This window comes from Pseudomonas sp. PAGU 2196 (assembly GCF_022179005.1).
Lineage (GTDB): Bacteria > Pseudomonadota > Gammaproteobacteria > Pseudomonadales > Pseudomonadaceae > Aquipseudomonas > Aquipseudomonas kermanshahensis.
The window spans coordinates 159,481-182,556 of sequence record NZ_BNTL01000009.1; the positions used below are offsets into that span (position 1 = coordinate 159,481).

The 23,076-nt window shown below is 61.8% G+C and carries 18 protein-coding genes; 6 read left to right on the top strand and 12 right to left on the bottom strand.

The window, feature by feature from the left end:
* Window positions 1-32: 32 nt before the first annotated feature.
* From MFF34_RS28160 to MFF34_RS08895, 8 genes are all read right to left on the bottom strand, one after another.
* Window positions 33-764 (bottom strand): RHS repeat-associated core domain-containing protein, encoded by a 732-nt coding sequence (locus MFF34_RS28160; RefSeq protein WP_308445345.1) that lies wholly within the window; start codon window positions 762-764, stop codon window positions 33-35.
* On the bottom strand, window positions 764-1,606 hold the full coding sequence (locus MFF34_RS08865; RefSeq protein WP_308445346.1) for an RHS repeat-associated core domain-containing protein: 843 nt from the start codon (window positions 1,604-1,606) through the stop codon (window positions 764-766). The genes MFF34_RS28160 and MFF34_RS08865 overlap by 1 nt, the downstream gene beginning before the upstream one ends.
* Before the next feature lie 984 nt (window positions 1,607-2,590).
* Window positions 2,591-3,361: an electron transfer flavoprotein subunit beta gene (locus tag MFF34_RS08870; protein ID WP_027594297.1), complete on the bottom strand. Its 771-nt coding sequence runs from the start codon at window positions 3,359-3,361 to the stop codon at window positions 2,591-2,593.
* A 10-nt stretch (window positions 3,362-3,371) separates the two neighbouring features.
* Entirely contained in the window at window positions 3,372-4,604 is a 1,233-nt protein-coding gene (locus tag MFF34_RS08875; RefSeq protein WP_238212539.1) for an electron transfer flavoprotein subunit alpha/FixB family protein, read from the bottom strand.
* The gene (gene dgcB, locus MFF34_RS08880; RefSeq protein ID WP_238212541.1) at window positions 4,604-6,556 is read right to left on the bottom strand and encodes a dimethylglycine demethylation protein DgcB; all 1,953 of its coding nucleotides are present in this window, start codon (window positions 6,554-6,556) and stop codon (window positions 4,604-4,606) included. The genes MFF34_RS08875 and dgcB overlap by 1 nt, the downstream gene beginning before the upstream one ends.
* A gap of 47 nt (window positions 6,557-6,603) precedes the next feature.
* Window positions 6,604-8,664 carry a dimethylglycine demethylation protein DgcA gene (gene dgcA / locus MFF34_RS08885; RefSeq protein WP_238212543.1) on the bottom strand — a complete coding sequence of 687 codons (2,061 nt, stop codon included), beginning with the start codon at window positions 8,662-8,664 and terminating at the stop codon, window positions 6,604-6,606.
* Window positions 8,665-8,679: 15 nt separating this feature from the next.
* A complete protein-coding gene (locus tag MFF34_RS08890) occupies window positions 8,680-9,210 on the bottom strand; it encodes a DUF5943 domain-containing protein (RefSeq protein ID WP_027594293.1) in 531 nt (176 codons plus the stop codon).
* Between the two features lie 77 nt (window positions 9,211-9,287).
* A complete protein-coding gene (locus MFF34_RS08895; protein WP_027594292.1) occupies window positions 9,288-10,265 on the bottom strand; it encodes a dipeptidase in 978 nt (325 codons plus the stop codon).
* 285 nt (window positions 10,266-10,550) lie between these two features.
* Here MFF34_RS08895 and MFF34_RS08900 point away from each other — a divergent pair, with 285 nt between their 5' ends.
* Window positions 10,551-10,952, top strand: a complete 402-nt coding sequence (locus tag MFF34_RS08900) for a lysozyme inhibitor LprI family protein (protein WP_027594291.1) — start codon at window positions 10,551-10,553, stop codon at window positions 10,950-10,952.
* A 58-nt stretch (window positions 10,953-11,010) separates the two neighbouring features.
* On the opposite strand, the gene MFF34_RS08905 is transcribed toward MFF34_RS08900, so the two are convergent.
* Window positions 11,011-11,955 (bottom strand): GlxA family transcriptional regulator, encoded by a 945-nt coding sequence (locus MFF34_RS08905; RefSeq protein ID WP_238212545.1) that lies wholly within the window; start codon window positions 11,953-11,955, stop codon window positions 11,011-11,013.
* A 147-nt stretch (window positions 11,956-12,102) separates the two neighbouring features.
* On the opposite strand from MFF34_RS08905, the gene choX reads away from it, so the two are divergent.
* From choX to MFF34_RS08925, 4 genes are all read left to right on the top strand, one after another.
* Entirely contained in the window at window positions 12,103-13,047 is a 945-nt protein-coding gene (gene choX / locus MFF34_RS08910) for a choline ABC transporter substrate-binding protein (protein ID WP_238212562.1), read from the top strand.
* 121 nt (window positions 13,048-13,168) lie between these two features.
* Window positions 13,169-14,053 carry a 3-keto-5-aminohexanoate cleavage protein gene (locus MFF34_RS08915; RefSeq protein WP_238212564.1) on the top strand — a complete coding sequence of 295 codons (885 nt, stop codon included), beginning with the start codon at window positions 13,169-13,171 and terminating at the stop codon, window positions 14,051-14,053.
* A gap of 17 nt (window positions 14,054-14,070) precedes the next feature.
* Window positions 14,071-15,036: an L-carnitine dehydrogenase gene (locus MFF34_RS08920; protein WP_238212566.1), complete on the top strand. Its 966-nt coding sequence runs from the start codon at window positions 14,071-14,073 to the stop codon at window positions 15,034-15,036.
* Window positions 15,037-15,046: 10 nt separating this feature from the next.
* The gene (locus MFF34_RS08925) at window positions 15,047-15,520 is read left to right on the top strand and encodes a thioesterase family protein (RefSeq protein ID WP_238212568.1); all 474 of its coding nucleotides are present in this window, start codon (window positions 15,047-15,049) and stop codon (window positions 15,518-15,520) included.
* Between the two features lie 184 nt (window positions 15,521-15,704).
* Here the strand turns inward: MFF34_RS08925 and MFF34_RS08930 are convergent, their stop codons facing one another.
* Window positions 15,705-17,228 carry a hypothetical protein gene (locus MFF34_RS08930; RefSeq protein ID WP_238212569.1) on the bottom strand — a complete coding sequence of 508 codons (1,524 nt, stop codon included), beginning with the start codon at window positions 17,226-17,228 and terminating at the stop codon, window positions 15,705-15,707.
* Window positions 17,229-18,264: 1,036 nt separating this feature from the next.
* Between MFF34_RS08930 and MFF34_RS08935 the strand changes: the two genes are divergently transcribed.
* The gene (locus tag MFF34_RS08935; protein ID WP_027594285.1) at window positions 18,265-18,522 is read left to right on the top strand and encodes a hypothetical protein; all 258 of its coding nucleotides are present in this window, start codon (window positions 18,265-18,267) and stop codon (window positions 18,520-18,522) included.
* 120 nt (window positions 18,523-18,642) lie between these two features.
* Here the strand turns inward: MFF34_RS08935 and MFF34_RS08940 are convergent, their stop codons facing one another.
* A complete protein-coding gene (locus MFF34_RS08940; protein ID WP_238212571.1) occupies window positions 18,643-20,298 on the bottom strand; it encodes an ABC transporter ATP-binding protein/permease in 1,656 nt (551 codons plus the stop codon).
* Window positions 20,295-23,063 carry a M16 family metallopeptidase gene (locus MFF34_RS08945; RefSeq protein WP_238212573.1) on the bottom strand — a complete coding sequence of 923 codons (2,769 nt, stop codon included), beginning with the start codon at window positions 23,061-23,063 and terminating at the stop codon, window positions 20,295-20,297. The genes MFF34_RS08940 and MFF34_RS08945 overlap by 4 nt, the downstream gene beginning before the upstream one ends.
* Between the last annotated feature and the right edge of the window lie 13 nt (window positions 23,064-23,076).

The window sequence follows — 23,076 nt, forward strand, 5'->3', positions numbered from 1 at the left end:
CAGGCAGAAAATTGGCTGCCTGGTTATGACCTTCATGCACGATTAACCGTGCCCACCGGGTTTCCACGGATCTTCTGCACAACGTTACTGACAATCGTCTGCACCGGGCCAATTCCTGTCTGGATCCGCATAAGGTCCACGACCACGCCGGGTATCTGGCCTGGTGATTTCCACAGATAGGGCACCACGACATCCGAGCTCAGCTTGATGTTTACAAAACGCTCCGTGATACCAAGGCCCGTAGCCACACCTCCCGCCATTGCACTTTCTGTCACGGACGGAATAGTCGGAGCCCCCTGCTCCTTCCAGGCAAAGGCAGACGCTGCAATTTTCGCAATCCCCTTTTGGGTTTTGGCAAGGACCTGAACTTGTTGCTTAAATGAAGGCGTCGAGCCCAGTTGGCGCGACTGAACGATCAGTTTGAGCGTCGCCATTAATCCATCCACGACGTTAAGTGCACCTTCTGCCAAGACAGCAAAATAAACAGAGTTGGGAAAGGAGAATGCGCCATTGCGATCGACCCGGTTGATCGGATCGTTTAAGCAATAGGCATAGGTATTTATCCCGCCCCTGCCAAACGGGCTGAGCGTATCGGCGCTGTTGAAGCGCATGAGCGCTGGGTTGTAGGCCCGTCGACCGTTACCGAGAAGGTAATGCCCAGCCAATGCGTCGCGGTATTCCCCGCAAAATGCCAGGTGGGAGCCAGACACCACCCCACACACAGCACCATAGGTGGTATAGCTACGTGAGCGGGTATGGCGCATCACAGCCAAGTCGTCTGCAAATGCTGAGGGGGACTCACCTCCCCAGATCTGACCTCCGAGACTATTTCATGCATCTGAATGCTCATATGGCCCGAGTCCATATCGATTCTGAGCCCCCTGACAGTATTGGAAATAGCAGGTATTGACGACGCTGGGCTAGGCGGGGGAGGCAGAGTTTGTTTTTGCTCACGCTTTATACTGAAAACACTGCGGAAATTGTCTCTAATGGACCCCCAAGCTTCTCCCAACCCATTTCCCAACCTTTGCCCGATCGTTATTAACGCTTTAAAGATCGCCGTTGTATTGCCAGCGGACACCAAGCCCAACGCCACGGGCTGCAAACTAGGCGAGCCGGTGAACAACATACCCACGCCTGTCGTCACCAATGCTGTTTCGACCGCCAGTTGCCGCAGCCCCCACACACTCGCGTTGTTTGGGGCACGAGTCATCCAGGCAGCCACATTGGCGCCGGCATAGGCCGCAATGGTCGTAGCTCTGGAAACTTCAATTGAAGTCAGTACCGCCAGGAACCTGCCGCTAGGGTCGATGTGGTTCACAGGGTCCGCTGCACAATAGGCATATGCATTCAACCCGCCCCTGCCAAAGGGGCTCAGGCGATCTGGGCTCAAGTAACGCATCTGGCCAGGGCCATACAGCCTATGTCCGTTGCCAAGGTGATAGCACCCTGTCAATGGATCATGACGCTGTCCCGCAAAGGCCGTGAGAGGGCCTGCCCCCAGTGGCGCGTATCCGTATGGGGTGAAGGCTCTTTCTATCGAGCTTGAGCTGCGCCCCGCCAACACTGAACGCTGCCTATCCGTCATCAGCAAAAGATTATTCATCGATAGTCTGAGCTCGTTTCGATGGAATAACGAGACGATAGTACCGGTGAGCACATTAGGAAACTGGCAGAAATGACAGTCGCCTTGGTCGAATTTTGAACAAAACTCTACAGTCCAGGCCCTACAAGGGCTACGACCATTCACGAACACCTTGCCCACAGGTGGATGAACAGAATTCGTTAACAACTCCTCCTGTTGTCTGTTCAAGGCTGTGAATAAACGCTTGAAAGGCCCAATTGGTAACGGTTTGCGCAATACGGAGAAGACTTGATCATTATTTGAACGGTATCGCCAAGCCCGCTATGTACGTGTGCTACAGACGACGGCCAACATCTTATCCACAGAGCCGCCAACAGCGATTGTGGGGAACTTCGCGCATCAGCCCCGCATTCAAATAGCCCAATGCCAGCTTTTATTTGATCATTATTCGATCATGCCCTTGAATCCCGCATCCCTCTTGGCCTGCAGAGAAGCACGAACACTTTATCCACACCTTGGCGAACAGATTCCGGGGGTAAGATCCCACCGGACCTGTCATTTCTGCCAGTTTCCACATAACCCCCTTTGTGTTTGATTGAAGCCACATGTTGGGCTTAGCCAGAGGTCACTTATGCACAGGCGCCTGAACGGCACTGTGAAGTGGTTCCACAAGGTGAAGGGAGTGGGAGTGATCATGGCTGAGGACGGCAGCGGGGACTATTTCGTGGCACGTTGTGCAATTCTGATGGTGGGCAGGGTGCGGCTGCTGGAGGGGAGCGGGTCACCTTCGAACCGGTGATCGAAGGGTTGGCCTTCTGGGCCTTCAATGTGGCTGGCGAGCTGCCTTGACGGCCCAGCAAACCGGCCCTGTAGGAGCAGCCTTGTGCTGCGAAGAGGCCCGTGACAGCAGTGAAGATCCACTGTGCATTTACCGGCCTCTTCGCAGCACAAGGCTGCTCCTACAAAGAGCGCGCATGATGCAAGGCATGTGAAGGGCCTGCAAACTCAGCGCAGGACCCCTTCCTCCACCAATAGCTTGAGGATTGCCTCGGCGCCTTCTTGCGGCGATACATCCTTGAGCACCTTGCCCCCACCGCCACTGGCCTTGGCTGTAGCCGCTTTCATCCGGTCGGCGCCGCTCTTGGCCTTGATCACCTTCAGTCGCTTGGGCCGTGGGCGGGCCGGTTGCAGCTCTGCCTCGGCCAGCAGGTCGTCTTCGACAATCGCCACGTTACGCGCTGCCAGCACCCCCCGCCGCGCCGGCCCGAACGCGCTCTGGCGTGGCTTGGGCGCAGCGTTATCCACAGTCGCCAACAACGGCAGGCGCACCTTCAGGCGACGCCGCTGCCCGCGTGGCAGTGCCTGCAGCACCTGGGCGGTGCCATTTTCAATCGACTCCACTTCCGCCAGGCCAACGATCAACGGCCAGCCCAGCTTCTCGGCCAGCAGGAACGGCAACATGCCCGAACCTTCGCCCGTTTCGGCCTGAGTCCCGGTCAGCACCAGCTGGGCGCCAGCGTCGCGCAGGTAGTCGCCAAGCACGCCCAACACATCCGCCCCGGCTGGCTGTTCCAGTACGTCCAGGTGCTCCAGCCCCATGCCCAGATAGGCCCGCAGCGCCTCTTCCCGCGGGTCACCGGCATGCACCACCTGCAAGTTATCCCCAGCCAGTTGCAACCCCAGCTCCACGGCGCGGGCATCTTGCTCGGCGCGGCGCGCGCGGCCAGAACTTGGGTGAGCACCGATGGAAACCAGGCTGATGACTTTCGTACTCATGCTCGTGCCCTTATGCCGCGTCGCGCTGGCCGCCGCTGCGGAAGTTGTCCACAGCCTCGATCAGCGCCTTGAGAATCGCCGAACTGTCGCCAATCACCGACAGGTCAGCCCGTTTGATCATGTCGCAGCCAGGGTCCATGTTGATCGCCACCACCTTGTCGCAGGCACCGATGCCCTGCAGGTGCTGGATCGCGCCAGAGATACCCACAGCCACGTACACCCGTGCCGTGACCCAGGTACCGGTAGCACCGACCTGGCGGTTGCGCGGCATGAAGCCGTCGTCCACTGCCACCCGAGAGGCGCCTTCGGTGGCGCCGAGGGCCGCAGTTGCCTTGTGGTACAGGTCCCAGTCCTTGACGCCGTTACCGCCCGAAACGATGAACTCGGACTCGGCCATGGCAATGGTGGCCGGGTCCACGGCCACCGAGCCGAGGTCTTCGATACGCGACAGGCTGCGTGCGACGCTTGTGGACAACTCTACCGGCAGCGCTTCATGACGGGTTTCGCTGACCGGCTCCGCACATTCCGCCGCAGCCAGGATCAACCGTGGCACGGCGCGTTGCAGGTCCTGTTGACCCGCGCCGGCGCGGCCGATGCATTGGCCGTCCTTGACCTGCCAAACCCGCGTCGCGGGCCGTTCGCCCAAGGCGGCACCGAAGCGCCGCCCCAGCTCGCCGCCGCCGGTGCGGCTGTCGGGCAGCAGCCAGTGGCGCGGCGTGAACTGGTTATCCACAGCCCGCAACCCCTGCACAAGTTGCTCCGGAGCATAACCCTCGAACGCTTCGCCTTCGATAACCAGCAGGCGGTCGACGCCGGCTGTGGAAAAGTTGCTTTCCTTGTGTTCGCCAAAGACCACGGCCAACACTGCGCCGTCGTTGCCGGCCAGGCTATGGGCCAGGCCCAGCAGGTCGCGGTCGTGGCTGCTCAGGCGGCCACCGACCATGTCCGGCACCACGGCAATGTAGAACGCCGGCGCCGGCACTTGGTGCAGCGGCAACTGGACGGCCGCCGCCGCTGTGCGTCGCCCGCCGACACCCGTGCCCTGCTGGGCACCGCTGCGGTCGATACGCTTGAGCCCGGCCGGGCCGATGAAGCCTGCGGCGATGGCATGGGGGTTCTTGCGGATCAGGCCGTTGGGCCCCATCCAGCTGGTTTGTTGCGTCTGCATGGCCGCGTGCAGCGGGTGCAGACGGTTACGGGCGATCCACTCGGCGCGTGGGTCGCGGCGGATGATGTCGCTCATCAGTGCACCTCCGCAGGTTCACGTTTAACCGTTGGCGACTTTGGGGCCGCAGGGGTTTCCTCTTCGATCAGCACATCGGCTACCAACTCGGCGAGGTCCTTGATCTGTGGGCGCGGTTCGACAACGCCCTCGAGCATCGCGGTGCACTGTGGGCAGCCCACTGCAACCAGCTCCGCCTGGGTCTCGCGAATGTCGTCCATGCGCATGTCGGGGATACGTTGCTTGCCCGGGATGTCGGTGATCGGCGCACCGCCGCCACCGCCACAGCAACGGGAACGGAAGCCCGAGCGTTCCATCTCGCGCACTTCGATACCCAACGCCTTGAGCACTTCACGGGGCGCTTCGTATTCACCGTTGTAACGGCCCAGGTAGCAAGGGTCGTGGTAAGTGACGCTGCCGCCCTTGTGCTGGCCGAGGTTCAACTTCTTGGCCGCGATCAGTTCGGCGATGTAGGTGCTGTGATGCTGCACCTGGTAATCCCCACCCAGCGCGCCGTACTCGTTTTTCAGCACATGGAAACTGTGCGGGTCGCAGGTGACGATGCGCTGGAACGTGTATTTGGCCAGGGTCTGGATATTGCGTTTGGCCAATTGCTGGAAGGTTGCTTCATCACCCAGGCGACGGGCCACGTCACCGCTGTCGCGTTCCTCCAGGCCAAGCACGGCAAAGTCCACACCCGAGGCCTTGAGCACTTTGACGAACGAGCGCAGGGTGCGCTGGTTGCGCATGTCGAAGGCGCCGTCGCCGACCCAGAACAGCACTTCGGTGGTTTTCACTTCCGACAGCAGTTTCAGGTTGAGGTCGGCCGCCCAGTTCATCCGCCCGCCTGGGGCGAAGCCGCCTGGGTTGTCGGTGGCGATCAGGTTTTCCAGTACTTCCGCGCCTTTGTTCGGGGTCGCGCCCTTCTCCAGGGTGAGGTGGCGGCGCATGTCGACGATGGCATCGACGTGCTCGATCATCATCGGGCATTCCTCGACGCAGGCACGGCAGGTGGTGCACGACCACAGCGTTTCGGCGTCGACCAGGCCGTTGACGATCGGCTGGTGCGGGTGGCCGCCATGTTCGCCGATCGGCTTGCCCGGGTACGGGCTGCCAGCAAACTTGGCGTCGGTGCCACCGGCCAGGCCGATGACCATGTCTTGAATCAGTTTTTTCGGGTTCAGCGGCTGGCCGGCGGCATAGGCCGGGCACATGGCTTCACATTTACCGCACTGCACGCAGGCATCGAACCCGAGCAGCTGATTCCAGGTGAAGTCCACCGGTTTTTCCACGCCCAGCGGCGCATTCGGGTCTTCTAGGTCCAGCGGCTTGAGGCCGGTGGAGCGGCCGCCACCGAAACGTTCGGCACGGCGGTGCCAGGCCAGGTGCAAGGCACCGGCGAAGGCGTGTTTCATCGGGCCGCCCCAGGTCATGCCGAAGAACAGCTCCGACACGCCCCACAGCACACCCAGGCCAAGCACACCGACCATCACCCAGCCACCGGTGTTGGCGGGCAGAATGCCGGCGACCGGCAAGGTGGCGATGAAGAAGCTTGCAGCAAACACCAGCAGGCTTTTCGGCAGGCGCATCCACGGGCCCTTGGACAGGCGCGCAGGTGGGTTAAGGCGGCGTTTGAAGACAAAGACTGCACCGGTGAACATGATCACCGTGGCGACCAGCAGCGCGTAGCCCAGGATCTTGCTCTGCAGGCCGAAGCCGTGCACCAGGATCGCCAAGGCCGCCGACAGCACAAAGCCGCCCGCCGTGGCGACGTGGGTCTTGGACATGTACTTGTCGCGTTCGACCACGTGGTGCAGGTCGACCAGGTAGCGTCGCGGCATGGCCAGCAGGCCGCCGATCAAATTGACCTTGGACGCTCGGCCACGCCGCCACATGCGCACCCGGCGCAGGGCGCCGAGCACCGCCAGGCCAAGGGCAGCGAACAGCAGAATGGGTATAAGGGTGTTCAACATGGGAGGCTCCCACAGAGGCCGCGCTCAGTGGCGGCGACTGTTAACGATCAGAAATCCTTGCACAGGCGCAAGGCGTCGTAGATCGCCGCATGCACATTGCGCTGGGCCACGCAGTCACCGATGCGGTACAGCAGGTAGCCCTCGCCCGGCTGGCTGAGGATCGGCTGCGGCTTGATGGCAAACAGCGCCTCCACATCGATCTGGCCCTTGTTGCGCGAGCCATCCTTCAGCGCGTAGTACAGCTCCTCGTCAGGGCGCACGCCGTTCTCGATCACCACCTGATCGACCTCGCGTTCTTCCTTGGCACCGGTGTATTCGTTCTCCAGCACCGCCACCAGCTTGTCGCCTTCGCGGTAGACCTTTTCCAGCATCATGTCGCCGGTCATGATCACTTCTTTGGGGTACATGCTGCGGTAGTAGGTCGGGAAGGTCGTGCCGCCCATGGCCACGCCCGGCTTGATGTCGTCGGTGACGATTTCGACCTGGCTGCCCTTGTCGGCAATGTAGTCCGCCGTCGACATGCCGGTGAACTCGCAGATGGTGTCGTACACCAGCACGTTCTTGCCCGGCGCAACCTTGCCATCGAGCACGTCCCAGCTGCTGACCACCAGCCCTTCGGCCGCGCCCCAGTGCTCGTTCTGCTCGACGAACGGATGGCCGCCCACCGCCAGCACGATGACGTCTGGGCGCAGGTCCTGGATCGCGTCCACGCTGGCAGCGGTGCCCAGGCGCAGGTCGACTTTCAGGCGTGCCAGTTCCAGTTGGTACCAGCGGGTGATACCGGCGATCTGGTCGCGCTGCGGTGCCTTGGCGGCGATGGTGATCTGCCCGCCGATCTGGTCTTTCTTCTCGAACAGGGTCACGTCGTGGCCGCGCTCGGCCGCCACGCGGGCGGCTTCCATGCCGGCAGGGCCGGCGCCAACCACCACCACCTTGCGTTTGACGCCGGTGGTCTTCTCGATGATGTGCGGCACGCCCATGTATTCACGGGAGGTCGCGGCGTTCTGGATGCACAGTACATCCAGGCCTTGGTACTGGCGGTCGATGCAGTAGTTGGCACCGACGCACTGTTTGATCTGGTCGATCTGCCCCATCTTGATCTTGGCGATCAGGTGCGGGTCAGCCATGTGCGCGCGGGTCATGCCGACCATGTCGACATAGCCGCCTTCGAGGATGCGCGTAGCCTGGTTGGGGTCTTTGATGTTCTGCGCGTGCAGCACCGGGACCTTGACCACTTCCTTGATGCCGGCCGCCAGGTGCAGGAACGGCTCCGGCGGGTAGCTCATGTTCGGGATAACGTTGGCCAGGGTGTTGTGGGTGTCGCAACCCGAGCCGACCACGCCGATGAAGTCGAGCATGCCGGTCGCGTCGTAATAGGCGGCGATCTGCTTCATGTCCTCGTGGCTCAGGCCATCGGGGTGGAATTCGTCGCCGCAGATACGCATGCCCACGCAGAAGTCGTCACCGACCTCGGCGCGCACCGCCTTGAGCACTTCCATGCCGAACTTCATGCGGCCTTCGAACGTACCGCCCCATTCGTCGGTACGCTTGTTGACCCGCGGGCTCCAGAACTGGTCGATCATGTGCTGGTGCACGGCCGACAGTTCGACGCCGTCCAGGCCGCCTTCTTTGGCACGACGCGCAGCCTGCGCGTAGTTGCCGATCACCCGCCAGATCTCTTCCACCTCGATGGTCTTGCAGGTGGCGCGGTGCACGGGTTCACGGATACCCGACGGCGACATCAGGGTTGGCCAGTTGAAGCCGTCCCAGCGCGAGCGGCGGCCCATGTGGGTAATCTGGATCATGATCTTGGCGCCATGCTTGTGCATGGCGTCGGCCAGGTTCTGAAAGTGCGGGATGATGCGGTCGGTCGACAGGTTGACCGACGCCCACCATTCCTGCGGGCTGTCGATGGCGACGACGGACGAGCCGCCGCAGATCGCCAGGCCGATGCCGCCCTTGGCCTTCTCTTCGTAATACTTCACATAGCGGTCGGTCGTCATGCCGCCGTCAGTGGCGTAGACCTCGGCGTGCGCGGTGCTGAGCACGCGGTTGCGGATGGTCAGTTTGCCGATCTGGATCGGCTGGAACATTGCTTCGAATGCCATGACGCTATCTCCGGCTTACAACGGCTTTGTAACGAACAGGCCATCTTCGTGGCCTTCTTCCGACCCGCCATAGACCTGCTCGGCCACGGTGCGGATCTTGCTGCCACGGGCAGCGAGAATCTGGTCCATTGCGCCGGCGAACCAGCCGGTGAACATGTAGTCGACCTTGCGGCCAACCTTGCCGTACACGTAGACGAAGGCGGAGTGCTTGAGCTTGACGCTGCAGGTGCCTTTGTCCAGGTCGATGTCCTGGATCTCGAACAGGCCCCAGCCACGCTGGGACAGGCGCTTCATGTAATGCTCGAACACCGCCACGCCTTCCAGGCCATGGCACTCGGCTTCTTTTTCACACCAGTGCCAGGCCGACTTGTAGCCCGCCTTGTAGAGGATCTCGGCATAGGCATCGGCGCCCAGCACTTCCTCGATACCGATGTGGTTGTTAACGAAGAAATGGCGTGGCACGTACAGCATCGGCAAGGCGTCGCTGGTCCAGACACCGGTCTCACTGTCGACTTCGATTGGCAATTGCGGGGCGATCTTGGCCATGGAAACTCAACTCCATAAAATTTTTTATTGGGATGCCCCGGCGTTGCTGGCAGGGGCTTTCAGGCTTGGAGAGCGGCTTACTCGCCCCAGACATCCTTGAGGACGTTTACCCAGTTCTCGCCCATGATCTTGCGCACCACACGCTCGGAGTGGCCGCGTTTGAGCAAGGTCTCGGTGAGGTTGGGGAACTCACCAACGGTGCGAATGCCCAGCGGGTTGATGATCTTGCCGAAGTTGGTCAGGCGACGGGCGTAGCCCTTGTCGTGGGTCAGGTATTCGAAGAAGTCCTGGCCGTGGCCCTGGGTGAAGTCGGTGCCGATGCCGATGGCGTCTTCACCGACGATGTTCATGGTGTATTCGATGGCTTCGGCGTAGTCGTCGATGGTCGAATCGATGCCCTTGGCCAGGAACGGCGCAAACATGGTCACGCCAACGAAGCCGCCGTGGTCGGCGATGAATTTCAGCTCTTCGTCCGACTTGTTGCGCGGGTGCTCCTTGAGCCCCGACGGCAGGCAGTGGGAGTAGCAGACCGGCTTCTTCGATTCGAGGATGACTTCTTCAGAAGTCTTGGAGCCCACGTGCGACAGGTCGCACATGATGCCGACGCGGTTCATCTCGGCGACGATCTCGCGGCCGAAGCCCGACAGGCCGCCGTCACGCTCGTAGCAGCCGGTGCCGACCAGGTTCTGGGTGTTGTAGCACATCTGCACGATGCCCACGCCCAGCTGCTTGAACACGTCCACGTAGGCGATCTGGTCTTCGAACGCGTGGGCGTTCTGGAAGCCGAAGAGGATGCCGGTCTTGCCCAGTTCTTTCGCCTTGCGGATGTCGGCGGTGGTGCGCACCGGCATGACCAGGTCGCTGTTGTCGCGGATCAGCTTCTGGCTGGAGGCGATCTGGTCGACCGTGGCCTTGAACCCTTCCCAGACCGACACCGTGCAGTTGGCCGCAGTCAGGCCGCCTTTGCGCATGTCTTCGAACAGCTCGCGGTTCCATTTGGCAATGATCAAACCGTCGATGACGATGCTGTCGGCGTGTAATTCGGCTGGGCTCATCAGGCTGTCCCCTTTTATTGAGTTGGGTCACGCCGAACGTTGTGCCGGCGCTTTGGGGCCAGCATATGCCTGTGCCCCGAGGCGCCCCGATGCAAAAACGACAGGGGGTTTGCCGAAAGCGTCAATGCGCGACAACAGGCCCTCTGCGACGCTATCTGGCGATGAGAGGCAGTCTCGATAACGACATTTTGCTCGCTTTCATGAACATTTCGTCAGGGAGCTACCGCGTTGCCTTCGGCTGAGCGAGAATCCCTGCGATTCGTCAGCCTGTTGAGGAGATAAAGGATGAAATCAATGGCATGCCTGGTACTGCTGGCCGTCGTGTCGGGCGCCCAGGCCGGCGAGGAAGAAAGCACCCCGTGCGACAACGTCGAGACCGACCAACAGACGTACGCGTGCGCGGCCTTCAACAAGCAGACGGCCGAGCGGGAGCTGAAGTCGGCTTACGATGACTTGATCCAGCGCATTCGCGACCAGTATGCCGACGAAGCCGACCAGGCCAATGCCTTGGTGGGGCGCATGGAGGCGGCGGAAAAACTCTGGGCCCAGCTGCGCGATGCCGATTGCAAGGTCGAGACTTTTGCCGAGAAGCCTGGGAGCAAGGCGTTCGAGGCGGCGTGGGGCACCTGTGTGGCGCAGCGCAGTGATGACCGATCGGAGTACCTGCAGTCTATCGGGCAGCAGTAACGAGTATCGGTTCTGTGGGAGCGGCCTTTCGCGACGCAAGGCCGCTCCCACATGAACCTCAAACCGCCCGGGCTAATCTGTCCTCCCGCGGGCACCGCTGATACCGCGCCCGGTAACAGCGGGTAAAGTACGACGCCGACTCAAACCCACACGCTACCCCCACCTCCAGCACACTCATGTCGGTCTGGCGCAACAACTGCCGCGCCTTGTCCAACCGCAGCCGCAGGTAAAACCCGCTGGGCGTGTCGTCCAGGTGTAGCCGAAACAGCCGCTCCAGCTGCCGCCGCGTTACCTGCACCGCATCCGCCAGCACTTGAGTATTCAAAGGCTGTTCGGTATTGCGCTCCATCTCGCCAATCACTTTCACCAGCTTCTTGTTGCTGATGCCATAGCGGCTGGCGATCTGCATGCGCTGGTGGTCTTGTCGCGGGCGGATACGCCCGAGCACGAACTGCTCCGACACCTGCACCGCCAACTCACTGCCGTGGGCTTGCGCAATCAGGTCGAGCATCAGGTCGATCGAGGCGGTGCCGCCCGCGCAGGTGATGCGCCGCCGGTCGATTTCGAACAACTCTTGGGTCGCCTGCAAACCTGGGTAGTTTTCCTTGAACGCTTCAAGCGCCTCCCAGTGCACGGTCGCGCGGTGGCCGTCGAGCAAGCCCGCCTCGGCCAGCACCACCGCCCCGGTATCGATGCCACCCAATATCACCCCGTCATGATCGAGACGGCGCAGCGCCTGCTGCAGCGGCGGCCCATAACAAGCCAAAGGCTCGAAGCCGGCGACGATCAGCAAAATGCCCCCCGCCACGCCCGCGCCCAATGCCGCATCGGCGTTCACCGACATCCCATTGCTGGCCTGCACCGCGCCGCCATCCAGGCTCAGCACCTGCCAGCGATACGACGGGCCCTTGAAGCGGTTGGCCACACGCAGCGGCTCCAGGGCACTGATAAAGCCCATGGCCGAGAAGCCGGGTAACAACAGGAAATGAATGATCTGCGGCATTGCTGTGCTCCACAGTGAAGGTGGTCGCCTGGGTGCAAGTGTTGGTCGCCAGGGTGCGATTTTCCACCCCGACAGCAGCGTAGCGTGTTCACACGGTCCAGAGAGACCGATCCCCATAACAATATGCACTGCCGATGGAGAGCCACCATGCACAGCTTGATCCGCCGCAGCCTGTTGACCCTTGCCGTGAGCAGCATCGTCTCTACCCCGCTTCTAGCCGCCGAGCCCGCCGCCTGCCAGAACGTGCGCCTGGGCGTGGTCAACTGGACCGACGTCATCGCCACCAGCGCCATGGCCCAGGTACTGCTCGACGGCCTGGGTTACCAGACCAAGCAGACCAGCGCTTCGCAGCAGATCATCTTTGCCGGCATCCGCGACAAACGTCTGGACATGTTCCTGGGTTACTGGAACCCGATCATGACCCAGACCATCACCCCGTTCATCGACGCCAAGCAGGTCAAGGTGCTCGACAAACCGAGCCTGGAAGACGCCCGGGCGACCCTGGCAGTGCCAAAGTACCTGGCCGACAAGGGGTTGAAGACCTTCGCCGACATTCATAAGTTCGAAAAGGAACTGGGTGGGAAAATCTACGGCATCGAGCCCGGCTCGGGGGCCAATACCCAGATCAAGGCGATGATCGCCAAGAACCAGTTCGGCCTGGGCAAGTTCCAGCTGGTCGAGTCCAGCGAGGCCGGCATGCTCGCCGCGGTCGACCGTGCCGTGCGGCGCAAGGAGGCGGTGGTGTTCTTCGGCTGGGCGCCGCACCCCATGAACGTGAACATCGACATGGCCTACCTGGGCGACAGCCAGGACGCGCTCGGCCCTGACGAAGGCCGCGCCACGGTGTGGACAGTCACCGCGCCGGACTACGCCGAACGCTGCCCCAACGCTCACCGCCTGCTGGCCAACCTGAATTTCAGCGCCGAGGACGAGAGCCGCATGATGCAGCCGCTGCTCGACCACAAGGACGCGCTGGCGTCGGCCCGCCAGTGGCTCAAGGACCACCCCGAGGACAAGGCCCGCTGGCTTGAAGGGGTGACCACCTTCGATGGCAAGCCCGCTGCGGACAACCTCAAGCTTACCGCCAACTGATCCGGCCCTTTCGCGGGTAAACCCGCTCCCACAGGTACAGCGCATGCCAGGGACATCACGATCCCCTGTGGGAGCGGGTTTACCCGCGAAAAGGCAAGCACAGACACCACAAGGAACTGCTATGAACCACGACGTCATCATCACCTGCGCCCTCACCGGTGCCGGCGACACCGCCTCCAAAAGCCACCTGGTCCCAGTCACCCCCCAGCAGATCGCCGAAGCCGCCGTCGAAGCCGCCAAAGCCGGCGCCACCGTGGTCCACTGCCACGTCCGCGACCCGCAAACCGGCCGCTTCAGCCGCGACGTGAACCTGTATCGCGAAGTCATGGAACGCATCCGCGAAGCCGACGTGGACATCATCGTCAACCTCACCGCCGGCATGGGCGGCGACCTGGAAATCGGCCCAGGCGAAACGCCCCTGGAATTTGGCCCAGGCACCGACCTGATCGGCCCGCTGGAGCGCTTGGCCCACGTCGAAGCGCTGCTGCCGGAAATCTGCACCCTCGACTGCGGCACCCTCAACTTCGGCGACGGCAATTCGATCTACGTCTCCACCCCGGCCCAACTGCGCGCCGGTGCCAAGCGCATCACCGAGCTGGGCGTGAAAGCCGAGCTGGAAATCTTCGACACCGGCCACCTGTGGTTCGCCAAGCAGATGATCAAGGAAGGCCTGCTCGACGACCCGCTGTTCCAGCTGTGCCTGGGCATCCCATGGGGCGCGCCGGCCGACACCACCACCATGAAGGCCATGGTCGACAACCTGCCCGCCAACGTCACCTGGGCCGGCTTCGGCATCGGCCGCATGCAGATGCCCATGGCCGCGCAGGCCGTGCTGCTGGGCGGCAACGTGCGCGTCGGCCTGGAAGACAACCTGTACCTGGACCGTGGCGTGCTGGCCAGCAACGGCCAACTGGTCGAGCGCGCGGTGGAGATCATCTCCCGCCTCGGCGCCCGCGTGCTGACCCCGGCCGAGGGCCGGGAAAAAATGAAACTCAAACGCCGCTGATCCCTCAGGAGACCGCTATGCCTTTCATCACCGAGATCAAGACCTTCGCCGCCCTGGGTAGTGGCGTGATCGGCAGCGGCTGGGTCGCTCGCGCCCTCGCCCACGGCCTGGATGTCGTCGCCTGGGACCCAGCCCCCGGCGCCGAGCAGGCCCTGCGCAAGCGCATCGCCAACGCCTGGCCGGCGCTGGAAAAACAAGGCCTGGCGCCAGGCGCTTCGCCGCAACGTTTGACCTTCGTCAGCACCATCGAAGCCTGCGTGCGTGACGCCGACTTCATCCAGGAAAGCGCACCAGAGCGCCTGGACCTCAAGCTCGACCTGCACGCGAAGATCAGCGCAGCGGCCAAGCCTGATGCGATCATCGGCTCCAGCACCTCGGGCCTGTTGCCCAGTGAATTCTACGAGTCGTCCACCCACCCCGAACGTTGCGTAGTCGGCCACCCCTTCAACCCGGTCTACCTGCTGCCGCTGGTCGAAATCGTCGGCGGCAAGCGCACCTCGCCAGAGGCCATCGACGCGGCAAAAACCATCTACACCGCGCTCGGCATGCGCCCGCTGCATGTGCGCAAGGAAGTCCCCGGCTTCATTGCCGACCGCCTGCTCGAAGCGCTGTGGCGCGAGGCGCTGCACTTGGTCAACGACGGCGTGGCGACCACCGGCGAGATCGACGATGCAATCCGCTTTGGTGCCGGCCTGCGCTGGTCGTTCATGGGCACCTTCCTCACCTATACCCTCGCCGGTGGCGATGCTGGCATGCGCCACTTCATGTCGCAATTCGGCCCGGCGCTTAAACTGCCCTGGACCTACTTGCCAGCCCCCGAGTTGACCGACAAGCTGATCGACGATGTTGTGGACGGCACCTCGGACCAACTGGGCGAACGCAGTATTGCGGCGCTGGAGCGCTACCGTGATGACACCCTGCTGGCAGTGCTGGACGCGGTGAAAACCAGCAAGGCCAAGCACGGCATGGCCTTTGGCGATTGAGGAGACTGCGATGCCCGCACTGATCACCTACCGCACCCCGGTCCAGGAGGACTGGGTGGATTACAACGGGCACCTGCGCGATGCCTATTACCTGCTGATTTTCAGCTATGCCACCGATGCATTGATGGAGCGTATCGGCCTGGATGCCGACAGCCGCGGGCTAAGTGGGCATTCGTTGTTCACGCTCGAAGCGCACATCAACTACCTGCATGAAGTGAAGCTGGGTACCGAAGTGTGGGTGCAGACGCAGATCATCGGGTTTGATCACAAGCGCCTGCATGTTTATCACAGCTTGCACAGCGAAAATGTTGAGGGGCCTTTGGCAGCCAGTGAACAGATGTTATTGCACGTCTGCTTGAAAGCGTCGAAGGCATCTCCATTCGGTGATGTGACCACCGAGTGCATACAACGCCTAACGAAGCTCCAATACGGCACTCCACCACCCGCCTACGTCGGCCGCATCATTGGCCTGTTGCCACGGTAATGCAGGTGGGGCGAAGTCCAAACCAGGTACCGCAGCCCCACCTGTTCCCTAATATACATTTTAGGCGGTCAGGGTATAGTTTCCCATCGAGCATCATCTCTGTCATAACAATAGCTAAATTTAGGGCTGGCGCTTCTTCCATTACCTTCCATGCAGTTGGAGATACCCAAGGCTGAAAACTTAATCACCCCCCCGCAAAACTAAAGTTTGAACGCAGACCTGAGCATGCACCCATGCCTGCCGCCTCACCATTTGCCGTCCATTGAAGGCATGATAAAGCATCGCCTAGCTGGACGCGAAGGGTCGTCAGCGCATTGTTGTTCCAGTACCAAAAATCACCTTCACTGATATTTCCGCAATCCGCAAAAGTCAGTGCACCGCTTGATGTGACCGTCAAGCAGGCTGGAAGCCCTAATTTGGCGCGTTCGACACTCCTGATTCTCTTACCCGTAAAGGGAGGGTAGAAATTCTCGACCGTTTCTCTGCGTTCATTCATCGCTCTAGCAACATCATGGTTCGCTACCGTACCCAGTGCTTGCCCTTGATAACTCAAGCGGGGATTGGAGAAAAACATTTGCTTAGGGCAGACCGGGCTGCACTCTGGAGCCATCTGCGTGCGGAACCTGAGGGAGCCCGACGCAGGTTTATACTGATATCCATGCGTGTAGGTATTACTTGCACCGTCCCAGACATGGGACATACCAAAGTTATGACCAATCTCGTGCGACAATGAAGGAATGCAATTTATTGCCGAAAACGCTAAATGTTTTTCTGGGCCCGGTTTACCGCCACCACAATACTCGTAATTGTCCACTAACATCGAGACGAGATCAGCGCGCACACGATCCCGCACAACTTTCACCTCCGGCATGCGGTACGTCAGATCATTGAGAAGCGTGACAAAATCTCTGCCGGTCTCATCGTGATTAGCGTCCATAAAACCGGCTAATTCATACGTTATAGCGACCTGGCTATTTTTTGTGATCTGATTGGCATTCTGCAAGCCAAGGGTCAGCGCGGCGCGGTAGTTTGGATTCTTAGCGCGGGACTGATTGGTAGTGACAAACAGCAACCTGATCGTACTGTGTGCTGATTTCGGCGGTAGGTGGGTCTTGACTGTAGGTAGTTCATTTGCATGCCCCTGTGGATCCTGAATGTCTTCAGGCGGCAACTTCGAACTGTCAATTTTTATTAACGCATGCTGTCTGCCTCCGAGATATTCCAGTTGATAGCGCTCGCCATCTACGATCAAGTTACCGACCAACTGGGTGCCGTGGCGCACGATCGACAGGTAATAGCGAGGGTCGAAATCGATCTCAGCAGGTGAAGGGTGATTCAGCTTCCACGCTGAACGTCTATAACCCACCCAGCCTTCGTAACCTCCGGCCATTGAGTTAAAGTCGCGCACGTTGAATTGGGCTGTTTTACCATCGGGCAATGTCACTGCCAAATGTTGAGTGCTGTTGTTGATCAGCTCCGCATTGGCGTCAACCAGCGTAATTTCCTCGTTAGCTGGGTTGTCCAATAGAGTCGCCAGATACCCCGTGGCTGTTTTCTGCAGCGTACTGCGATCGGGGGTGGGTTCAAGCGTGAACAGTTGCGTAACCGCGCTTGAGGTGTGGCTGTCTGGCAGCGTCGATGACGAGCAGGCCGCTAGTAACGCGCACCCTGCTAGGACGAGCCATGCCCTATAGGTGAATATTTTCATGATTCCGCTCCTCTGGAAGTCCATCGCCCCTAGCAGAGCAGGTAACACGCAGACTCGTCACCTGGCAGAAATGTCAGGTAACCGCATACGAAACAGCGAAAGACAGGCAACAAATGCCCCCGGAACGCCGTGAGCATCCGGGACCAAGAGCAAGCAACAGGCGTTGGCCCAAGCGCTGTGCCACCTGCCCTATGCCGGGCGTACTATCGGGCTCGGTATCCGTAGCCAATGAACAGCAACCCCGAGGGCTCACGCCGCCGGGGTCATCTGCTCGGTCAAGGCAACGGTGTTACTCCACCCCTTTCGAAATCCGATAGGCATTATTGTTCATGTAGCCGCTTCTGGCAGCCGTCAGGCCTTTCGGTAAGCTCAGATCGCTAATGTCAAAATTTGAAATGCCGAAGTCACCCTGATACTCGCCGCTGTAACAGTGCTTTCGGGTGGCGTCTGCGTTAATGAAGCAGACCTTGCTGCCATCGAAACCCAGCACTTGGGCAGACCGGGCCCTGCCAACATTGGAAGGGCACTGGCCTTCAGTGTTCAGGGTAACCGCTTTACCCTCGCCCACTCTAGGTGTGGCTGTCTGGCAGCGTCGATGACGAGCAGGCCGCTAGCAACGCGCACCCTGCTAGGACGAGCCATGCCCTATGGGCGAATATTTTCATGATTCCGCTCCTCTGGAAGTCCATCGCCTCTAGCAGAGCAGGTAACACGCAGGCTCGTAACCTGGCAGAAATGTCAGGTAGCAGCATGGATAACAGCGAAGTATGAGCAAAAAACAACCCCGGAAAGCCGTGAGCATCCGGGGCCAAGAGCGAGCAACATCCACTGTGCACGAGCGAGGGTGACCAAACCCTCCGTTGCGGTAGATGGCTTGAGTGTGCGCACTTCAGGGGCGGGTGATTTAGCCGTAAACGACCTGTTCTTAGCCAAAGCAGCCATTGCGACATTCTGCCCTTGCGGGCATGTCGCGGTGGACACAGAATCGGTCGTAAATCACAGCAGCACTCGCTTAGCGATAAAAGGGACAACAGCCATGATGCATGCGGATTTGATTGACCAGGACGACCTCGCCGGCCACCTGCGCGCGCGCGGTTTCGACATCCCCGCCGGGGCCAGCGCCGAGCAGGCCTGCGAGGCGGTAGTGCGTGGGCTGACCGAGCCCAATGCAAAGGCGCTGAAGGGCATGGTCGAGCAGATGTATACCGGCAGCGCGACGATACTGCCGGCCGTGCGCCAGGCGATCGACAAACAGCTTTTGCCGGCGCTGGCGCAGTTCAGCAAGCGCACCTGACTGATTAATCCTGCACCGGCCTCTTCGCGGGTAAACCCGCTCCCACAGGTTCAGCAGAGCCTTCAAAGGCTGTGAGCCCCCTGTGGGAGCGGGTTCACCCGCGAAGAGGCCGGTGCAAGTTCACACAGGCTCTAGCTCCAGCGTTTTCCCAAACACTCCCGCCAGCCCTTCCTGGTGAGTCACCGCCACCACGGTGCACCCCGGCAACTCTCGCTTGAGCATCCCCAGCAAACGCTGCGCACTGCCGATATCCAGCTGACTGGTCGCCTCATCCAGGTACAACGTATCCGGCCGGTACAACAGCGCCCGCGCCAGGCTCACCCGCTGCTGCTCGCCGCCAGAAAGCACCCGTTCCCACTCCACCTGCCTGTCCAGTTGCCCAATCAACCCGCCCAGCCCCACCTTGCCCAGCACATCGACCAACTGCACATCGTCTATCGACCGCACCTGTGGATAAGCCAGCAAGCCACGCAAGCTCATCTGCGGCAGATACGGCTGCTGCGGCAACAACAGGCTGCGCCCCGGCGGCAATTGCCAATCACCCGTGCAATGGGGCCACAGCCCCTGCAAGGTGCGCAGCAAGGTCGACTTGCCCAGCCCGCTGTGCCCGGCCAGCCGCACCCATTGCCCCTGGCCGACGCGCAGCTTGAGGCCGCGGAGCAAATGACTGCCGTCGGGCCGGCATACCGTCAGCCCTTGCAAGCACAGGCAATTACCCTGCGGCGCCTTGATCACCTGCTGGCGGCTGGCGGCGATGGCCTGCTCGAACTGGTCGAGCCGCTCCAACGCCGCGCTCCAGCGCACCAGCTTGTGGTACAGCTTGATGAACCAGCTGAGCGAGTCGTGCACGGCATTGAACGCGCTGCGAATCTGCATCAGGCCACCCAAGGTGATGGTCTTGGCCATGAACGCGGGCAGCGCCGCGAATACCGGCACGATCAGGCTGAAGCGCTGGTAGGCGACCGTGAACAGGCTCAGGTCACGCTCACGGCCCATGAGTTGCCGCCAGTTCTCGGCAATCGCCTGGAAGCGCTGCGCCAAGTGCTGGCGCTCGACCGCCTCGCCTCGGTACAGGGCAATTTGCTCGGCGTGGTCGCGCTTGCGCAGCAGGCCTGCGCGAAAGTCTGCCTCCCGTTGCTCACGCGCATAGTTGAGCGCGTGCAAGGGTTTGCCGATTAGGTGGGTCAGGACACTGCCGATCAAGGTGTAGGCCAGCACGATCCACAGCAGGTAGCCATGCACGGTGAAGGGTTCGCCGAACAGGTGGAAGGTCTGCACCCCGGACAGGTTCCACAGGATCACCACGAACGCGCCGACCTGGGCCAGGTTGACCACCAGCGAGGCCACCAGCTCGATGCTCAGGTCCACCATCAGGTCGACGTCTTGGGCGATGCGCTGGTCCGGGTTGTCGGGTTCGCCGCTGAGCCCCAGGCGGTAGAACGCCTGGTCGTTCAGCCAGGCATCGATCAAACGCCCGGTCATCGCTTGGCGCCAGCGCAGTACCAGCCCTTTGCGCAGGTAGTCGAGGGCGACAAAAATCAGCACGTAGAGCCCAAGATAGAGCGCGTACTCACCGGCCAGCGCATACAGCCCTGCGGTGTCGAAAGACGCCAGCGTGTCGTAGAAGGTTTTACTCCAGCTGTTGATCAACACGTTGATCTGCACGATCAACAGGCCAAGCCCGATGATCGTCGCCAGCATCAGCCAGGCAAGCCACTGCTGGCGGGCTTGCCAGAATGGCCGGCTCAGGCGGTAGAACCTGCGCAGGGTATTCACAACGCCTGCTCCAACGCGGCAGCCGATGGCAGCAGGCGCAGTTGCACCTGGTTGGCAACGGGGAACAACTGCCGTGCCAGTTGCTGCATGGCCGGCACGGTCAGTGCTTCGGGCAGCCTGGCCTGTTCGCTCAGGTAGCGAGGGTCCTGCCAGTGGCGCTCGCTGAGGATCAAACGCTTGAACTGGGTTTGCGGGTCTTCGCGGCGTTTGGCCTCCTGGCGCACCAGTTCGCGACGCTCGGCCAACAGCCACTGCTCATCTACCTTCAGCCCGGCCAGGGTCTGCTGCGCCAGTGCCCATAACTCATCCACACGCGCCGGGTCGCAGGTAAAACTCAGGGTGCTTTCGATGCGCTGCGAATCGGGGTCGAGCTGGGCATCGAAGCTCAGGCGATAAACCCCCGAGGCCTCGCCGCGCAGTCGCTGTTTGAGCTGCTGGTTGGCCAGCTCACGCAGCAGTGCGACGCGCATGGCGACCTGCGGTTGCCAGGCCTGCGGCTGGTAGCTGCTGGCCTGCAGCACGGCGCGTGGCTCAAGCGCGATCGCCAGGTCGCTGCGGCGCTGACCGGGTTGCTGCAACGCGGCTTGCGGGTTTGGCGAGACGCCGCGCGGCAGGTTGGCCAGGTAGCCGCGCACCAGCGGTTCGAGCTGTTCTGCGGGCACATCGGCCATCAGGTAGTAAGTCACCGGCGCACGGGCAAGGCGCTGCCAGTCCGCCTGCAACTGCTTGCGATCGAGCTGTTGCAGCGCAGCCTGGCCAGGGGTCTCCCAATGATCGGCCCCGTACTTGAGTACGCGCTGCTCGCGCTCCTGGCGCGCACGCACATCCTCGGGACGACTGCGCAAGCGCTGTAGCAGATCGCTGCGCGCCTCGTCGAACAACGTGGCGTCGATGCTCGCCTGTTGGCTCAGGCGGTAGCTCTGCAGCAAGGCCGGAAGCTGCTCGGGGCGGGCGCTGAGGTTCAACTGCAGGCGCTGTGGCTGATGCTCAAGGCTGACGGTGGCACCTTGCGCCTGGCGCCACGCCTGCGCACCGTCCGGCCCGCTGCGCACGGCCAGTTGCGCAGCCATCTGCAAGCGCCAGGCAGGCGCATCGGCGAGGCGGTAGCCGGCGGACGAGTCCGCTTGTAACAACCAATTGCCCTCTGGGCCGTTACGGCGCAGCCATACCAGCCGGTCGCCGTTACCCAAGCGCCAATGTTCGACGTGCTCAGCAGGGAATGCCTTGCGGTCGACAATGAGCCCTGCGGTGCCCGGTGCATCGGGCTTGTAACTGGCTACGCCCGGGGTTTCAGCTGGCTGCTGAACAGGTGGGGAAAGCGTCTGGCTGGCGATCTCCAACCGCAGTGCCTCGACCGCTGCCACGCTTGGCAACTCGACCTGCGACTGCCCAGGCACGCTGAACTGCAACACGCGATCGGCACTGCCAAGCCAACGCCGCAGCCTGTGATTGAGGTCTTCCCGCTCGATGCCTGGCAGCACCTGCAGGTAGCGACGGGCAGCAGCATGACGCTCGACCACGCTGCCTTCTGCCGCGGTGGCATTGTTGAGCTGTTCGACCCACTGCTCGAATGTACGTGGTGCGTGGTTGGCCAAGGTCTTGTCGCCCAAAGCGCGAATATGGGCTTGCTGTTTTTGGTAGTCCTGCTCGCTGAAGCCATGCTGACGCAAGCGCTCGATCTCGGTCAGCAGCTGGCGCAGCGCCTGTTCGTGCTGCTGGCCTTCGACGCCGGCAGCGATACCCAGTACCGTCGACTGGCTGCCGATCAGGGTTTTCTGCGCCACCAGGCTGCGCACCCCGGGCGCCAGCGGTTGGCGGCGCAAGCTATCGAGCAGCGCGGCCAAGGCCATGCGGTCGATCAACCGCTCACGCAGCGCCGCGTAGGTGGTGCCGCGGCTGTCCGGTTCATGCAGGCGGAACAACAGCGCCACCTGGTTGCTGCCGGACTGCGGGTCTTGCAGCCGGAAGATTTTCAGCGCGTTGTCCAGCGGCAGGTCGCGGTAGTCGCGCGCCGGGCTGGCACCGCCATTGGCCTTGCCGAAGGCATGCTCGATCTGCGCCAGCATGGCCTTGGGCTCGAAATCGCCCACCGCCGAAATCACCATGTTCGGCGCCTGGTACCAGCGCGCCTGAAAGCCTTGCAAGCTGGCCAGGCTGGCATTGCGGATGGCCGCCTCGTTGCCGATGGTGCGGTGCTCTGGGTAACGTGAGCCAACCCGTTGCGACGCGGTGCGTTGCTGGTTCATGCGCTGGGCCACACCCAGGCCGCCCCGCCACTCCTCGATGACGATCGGCCGTTCGCGCTCAAGGTCGGCAGCACTGTAGTCGCCGGCGAATGCCAGGTCGGCCAATGCTTGCAGAGCCTGCGGGGCCTGGCGCACGCCGGCCGGCGGGCTGAGCATGAACTGGGTGCGTTCGTAGTTGGTCACCGCATTGAAGTGGCGGCCTTGCACCCAGCCCAACGCCGTCATGCGCTGGCGCAGGTTGCCCGACTGCCCGGCGCGGCTGTGGAACACCAGGTGTTCGACCATGTGCGCGACGCCCACCTGGTCGTCGGTTTCGTCGATGGAACCGGCATTGACCGTCAGGCGCAGGTCGAGCCGGCCAGGCTGGGCGGTCTCGCGCACCAGCCGGTATTGCAGGCCGTTGGCCAGTGTGCCTTGGCTGACCTGGGCATCCCAAGGCAATGGCGAGTCAGGTTCGGGTAGCGCGGTGCAGGCGCCGAGCAGCAGCGGGCCGAGCAGGCCCGCAATGAGCTTTTTCATCAGGGTGTCCACG

Excerpts from the sequence above, each read along its gene's own strand:
- MFF34_RS08870 (WP_027594297.1), bottom strand. The coding sequence starts at position 3,361 with ATGAGTACGAAAGTCATCAGCCTGGTTTCCATCGGTGCTCACCCAAGT.
- MFF34_RS08905 (WP_238212545.1), bottom strand. The coding sequence starts at position 11,955 with ATGCCGCAGATCATTCATTTCCTGTTGTTACCCGGCTTCTCGGCCATG.
- MFF34_RS08895 (WP_027594292.1), bottom strand. The coding sequence starts at position 10,265 with ATGAGCCCAGCCGAATTACACGCCGACAGCATCGTCATCGACGGTTTG.
- MFF34_RS08920 (WP_238212566.1), top strand. The coding sequence starts at position 14,071 with ATGCCTTTCATCACCGAGATCAAGACCTTCGCCGCCCTGGGTAGTGGC.
- MFF34_RS08925 (WP_238212568.1), top strand. The coding sequence starts at position 15,047 with ATGCCCGCACTGATCACCTACCGCACCCCGGTCCAGGAGGACTGGGTG.
- MFF34_RS08865 (WP_308445346.1), bottom strand. The coding sequence starts at position 1,606 with ATGAATAATCTTTTGCTGATGACGGATAGGCAGCGTTCAGTGTTGGCG.
- choX (WP_238212562.1), top strand. The coding sequence starts at position 12,103 with ATGCACAGCTTGATCCGCCGCAGCCTGTTGACCCTTGCCGTGAGCAGC.
- MFF34_RS28160 (WP_308445345.1), bottom strand. The coding sequence starts at position 764 with ATGCGCCATACCCGCTCACGTAGCTATACCACCTATGGTGCTGTGTGT.
- MFF34_RS08890 (WP_027594293.1), bottom strand. The coding sequence starts at position 9,210 with ATGGCCAAGATCGCCCCGCAATTGCCAATCGAAGTCGACAGTGAGACC.
- MFF34_RS08875 (WP_238212539.1), bottom strand. The coding sequence starts at position 4,604 with ATGAGCGACATCATCCGCCGCGACCCACGCGCCGAGTGGATCGCCCGT.
- MFF34_RS08930 (WP_238212569.1), bottom strand. The coding sequence starts at position 17,228 with ATGAAAATATTCACCTATAGGGCATGGCTCGTCCTAGCAGGGTGCGCG.
- MFF34_RS08935 (WP_027594285.1), top strand. The coding sequence starts at position 18,265 with ATGATGCATGCGGATTTGATTGACCAGGACGACCTCGCCGGCCACCTG.
- MFF34_RS08915 (WP_238212564.1), top strand. The coding sequence starts at position 13,169 with ATGAACCACGACGTCATCATCACCTGCGCCCTCACCGGTGCCGGCGAC.
- MFF34_RS08900 (WP_027594291.1), top strand. The coding sequence starts at position 10,551 with ATGAAATCAATGGCATGCCTGGTACTGCTGGCCGTCGTGTCGGGCGCC.
- dgcB (WP_238212541.1), bottom strand. The coding sequence starts at position 6,556 with ATGTTGAACACCCTTATACCCATTCTGCTGTTCGCTGCCCTTGGCCTG.
- dgcA (WP_238212543.1), bottom strand. The coding sequence starts at position 8,664 with ATGGCATTCGAAGCAATGTTCCAGCCGATCCAGATCGGCAAACTGACC.
- MFF34_RS08945 (WP_238212573.1), bottom strand. The coding sequence starts at position 23,063 with ATGAAAAAGCTCATTGCGGGCCTGCTCGGCCCGCTGCTGCTCGGCGCC.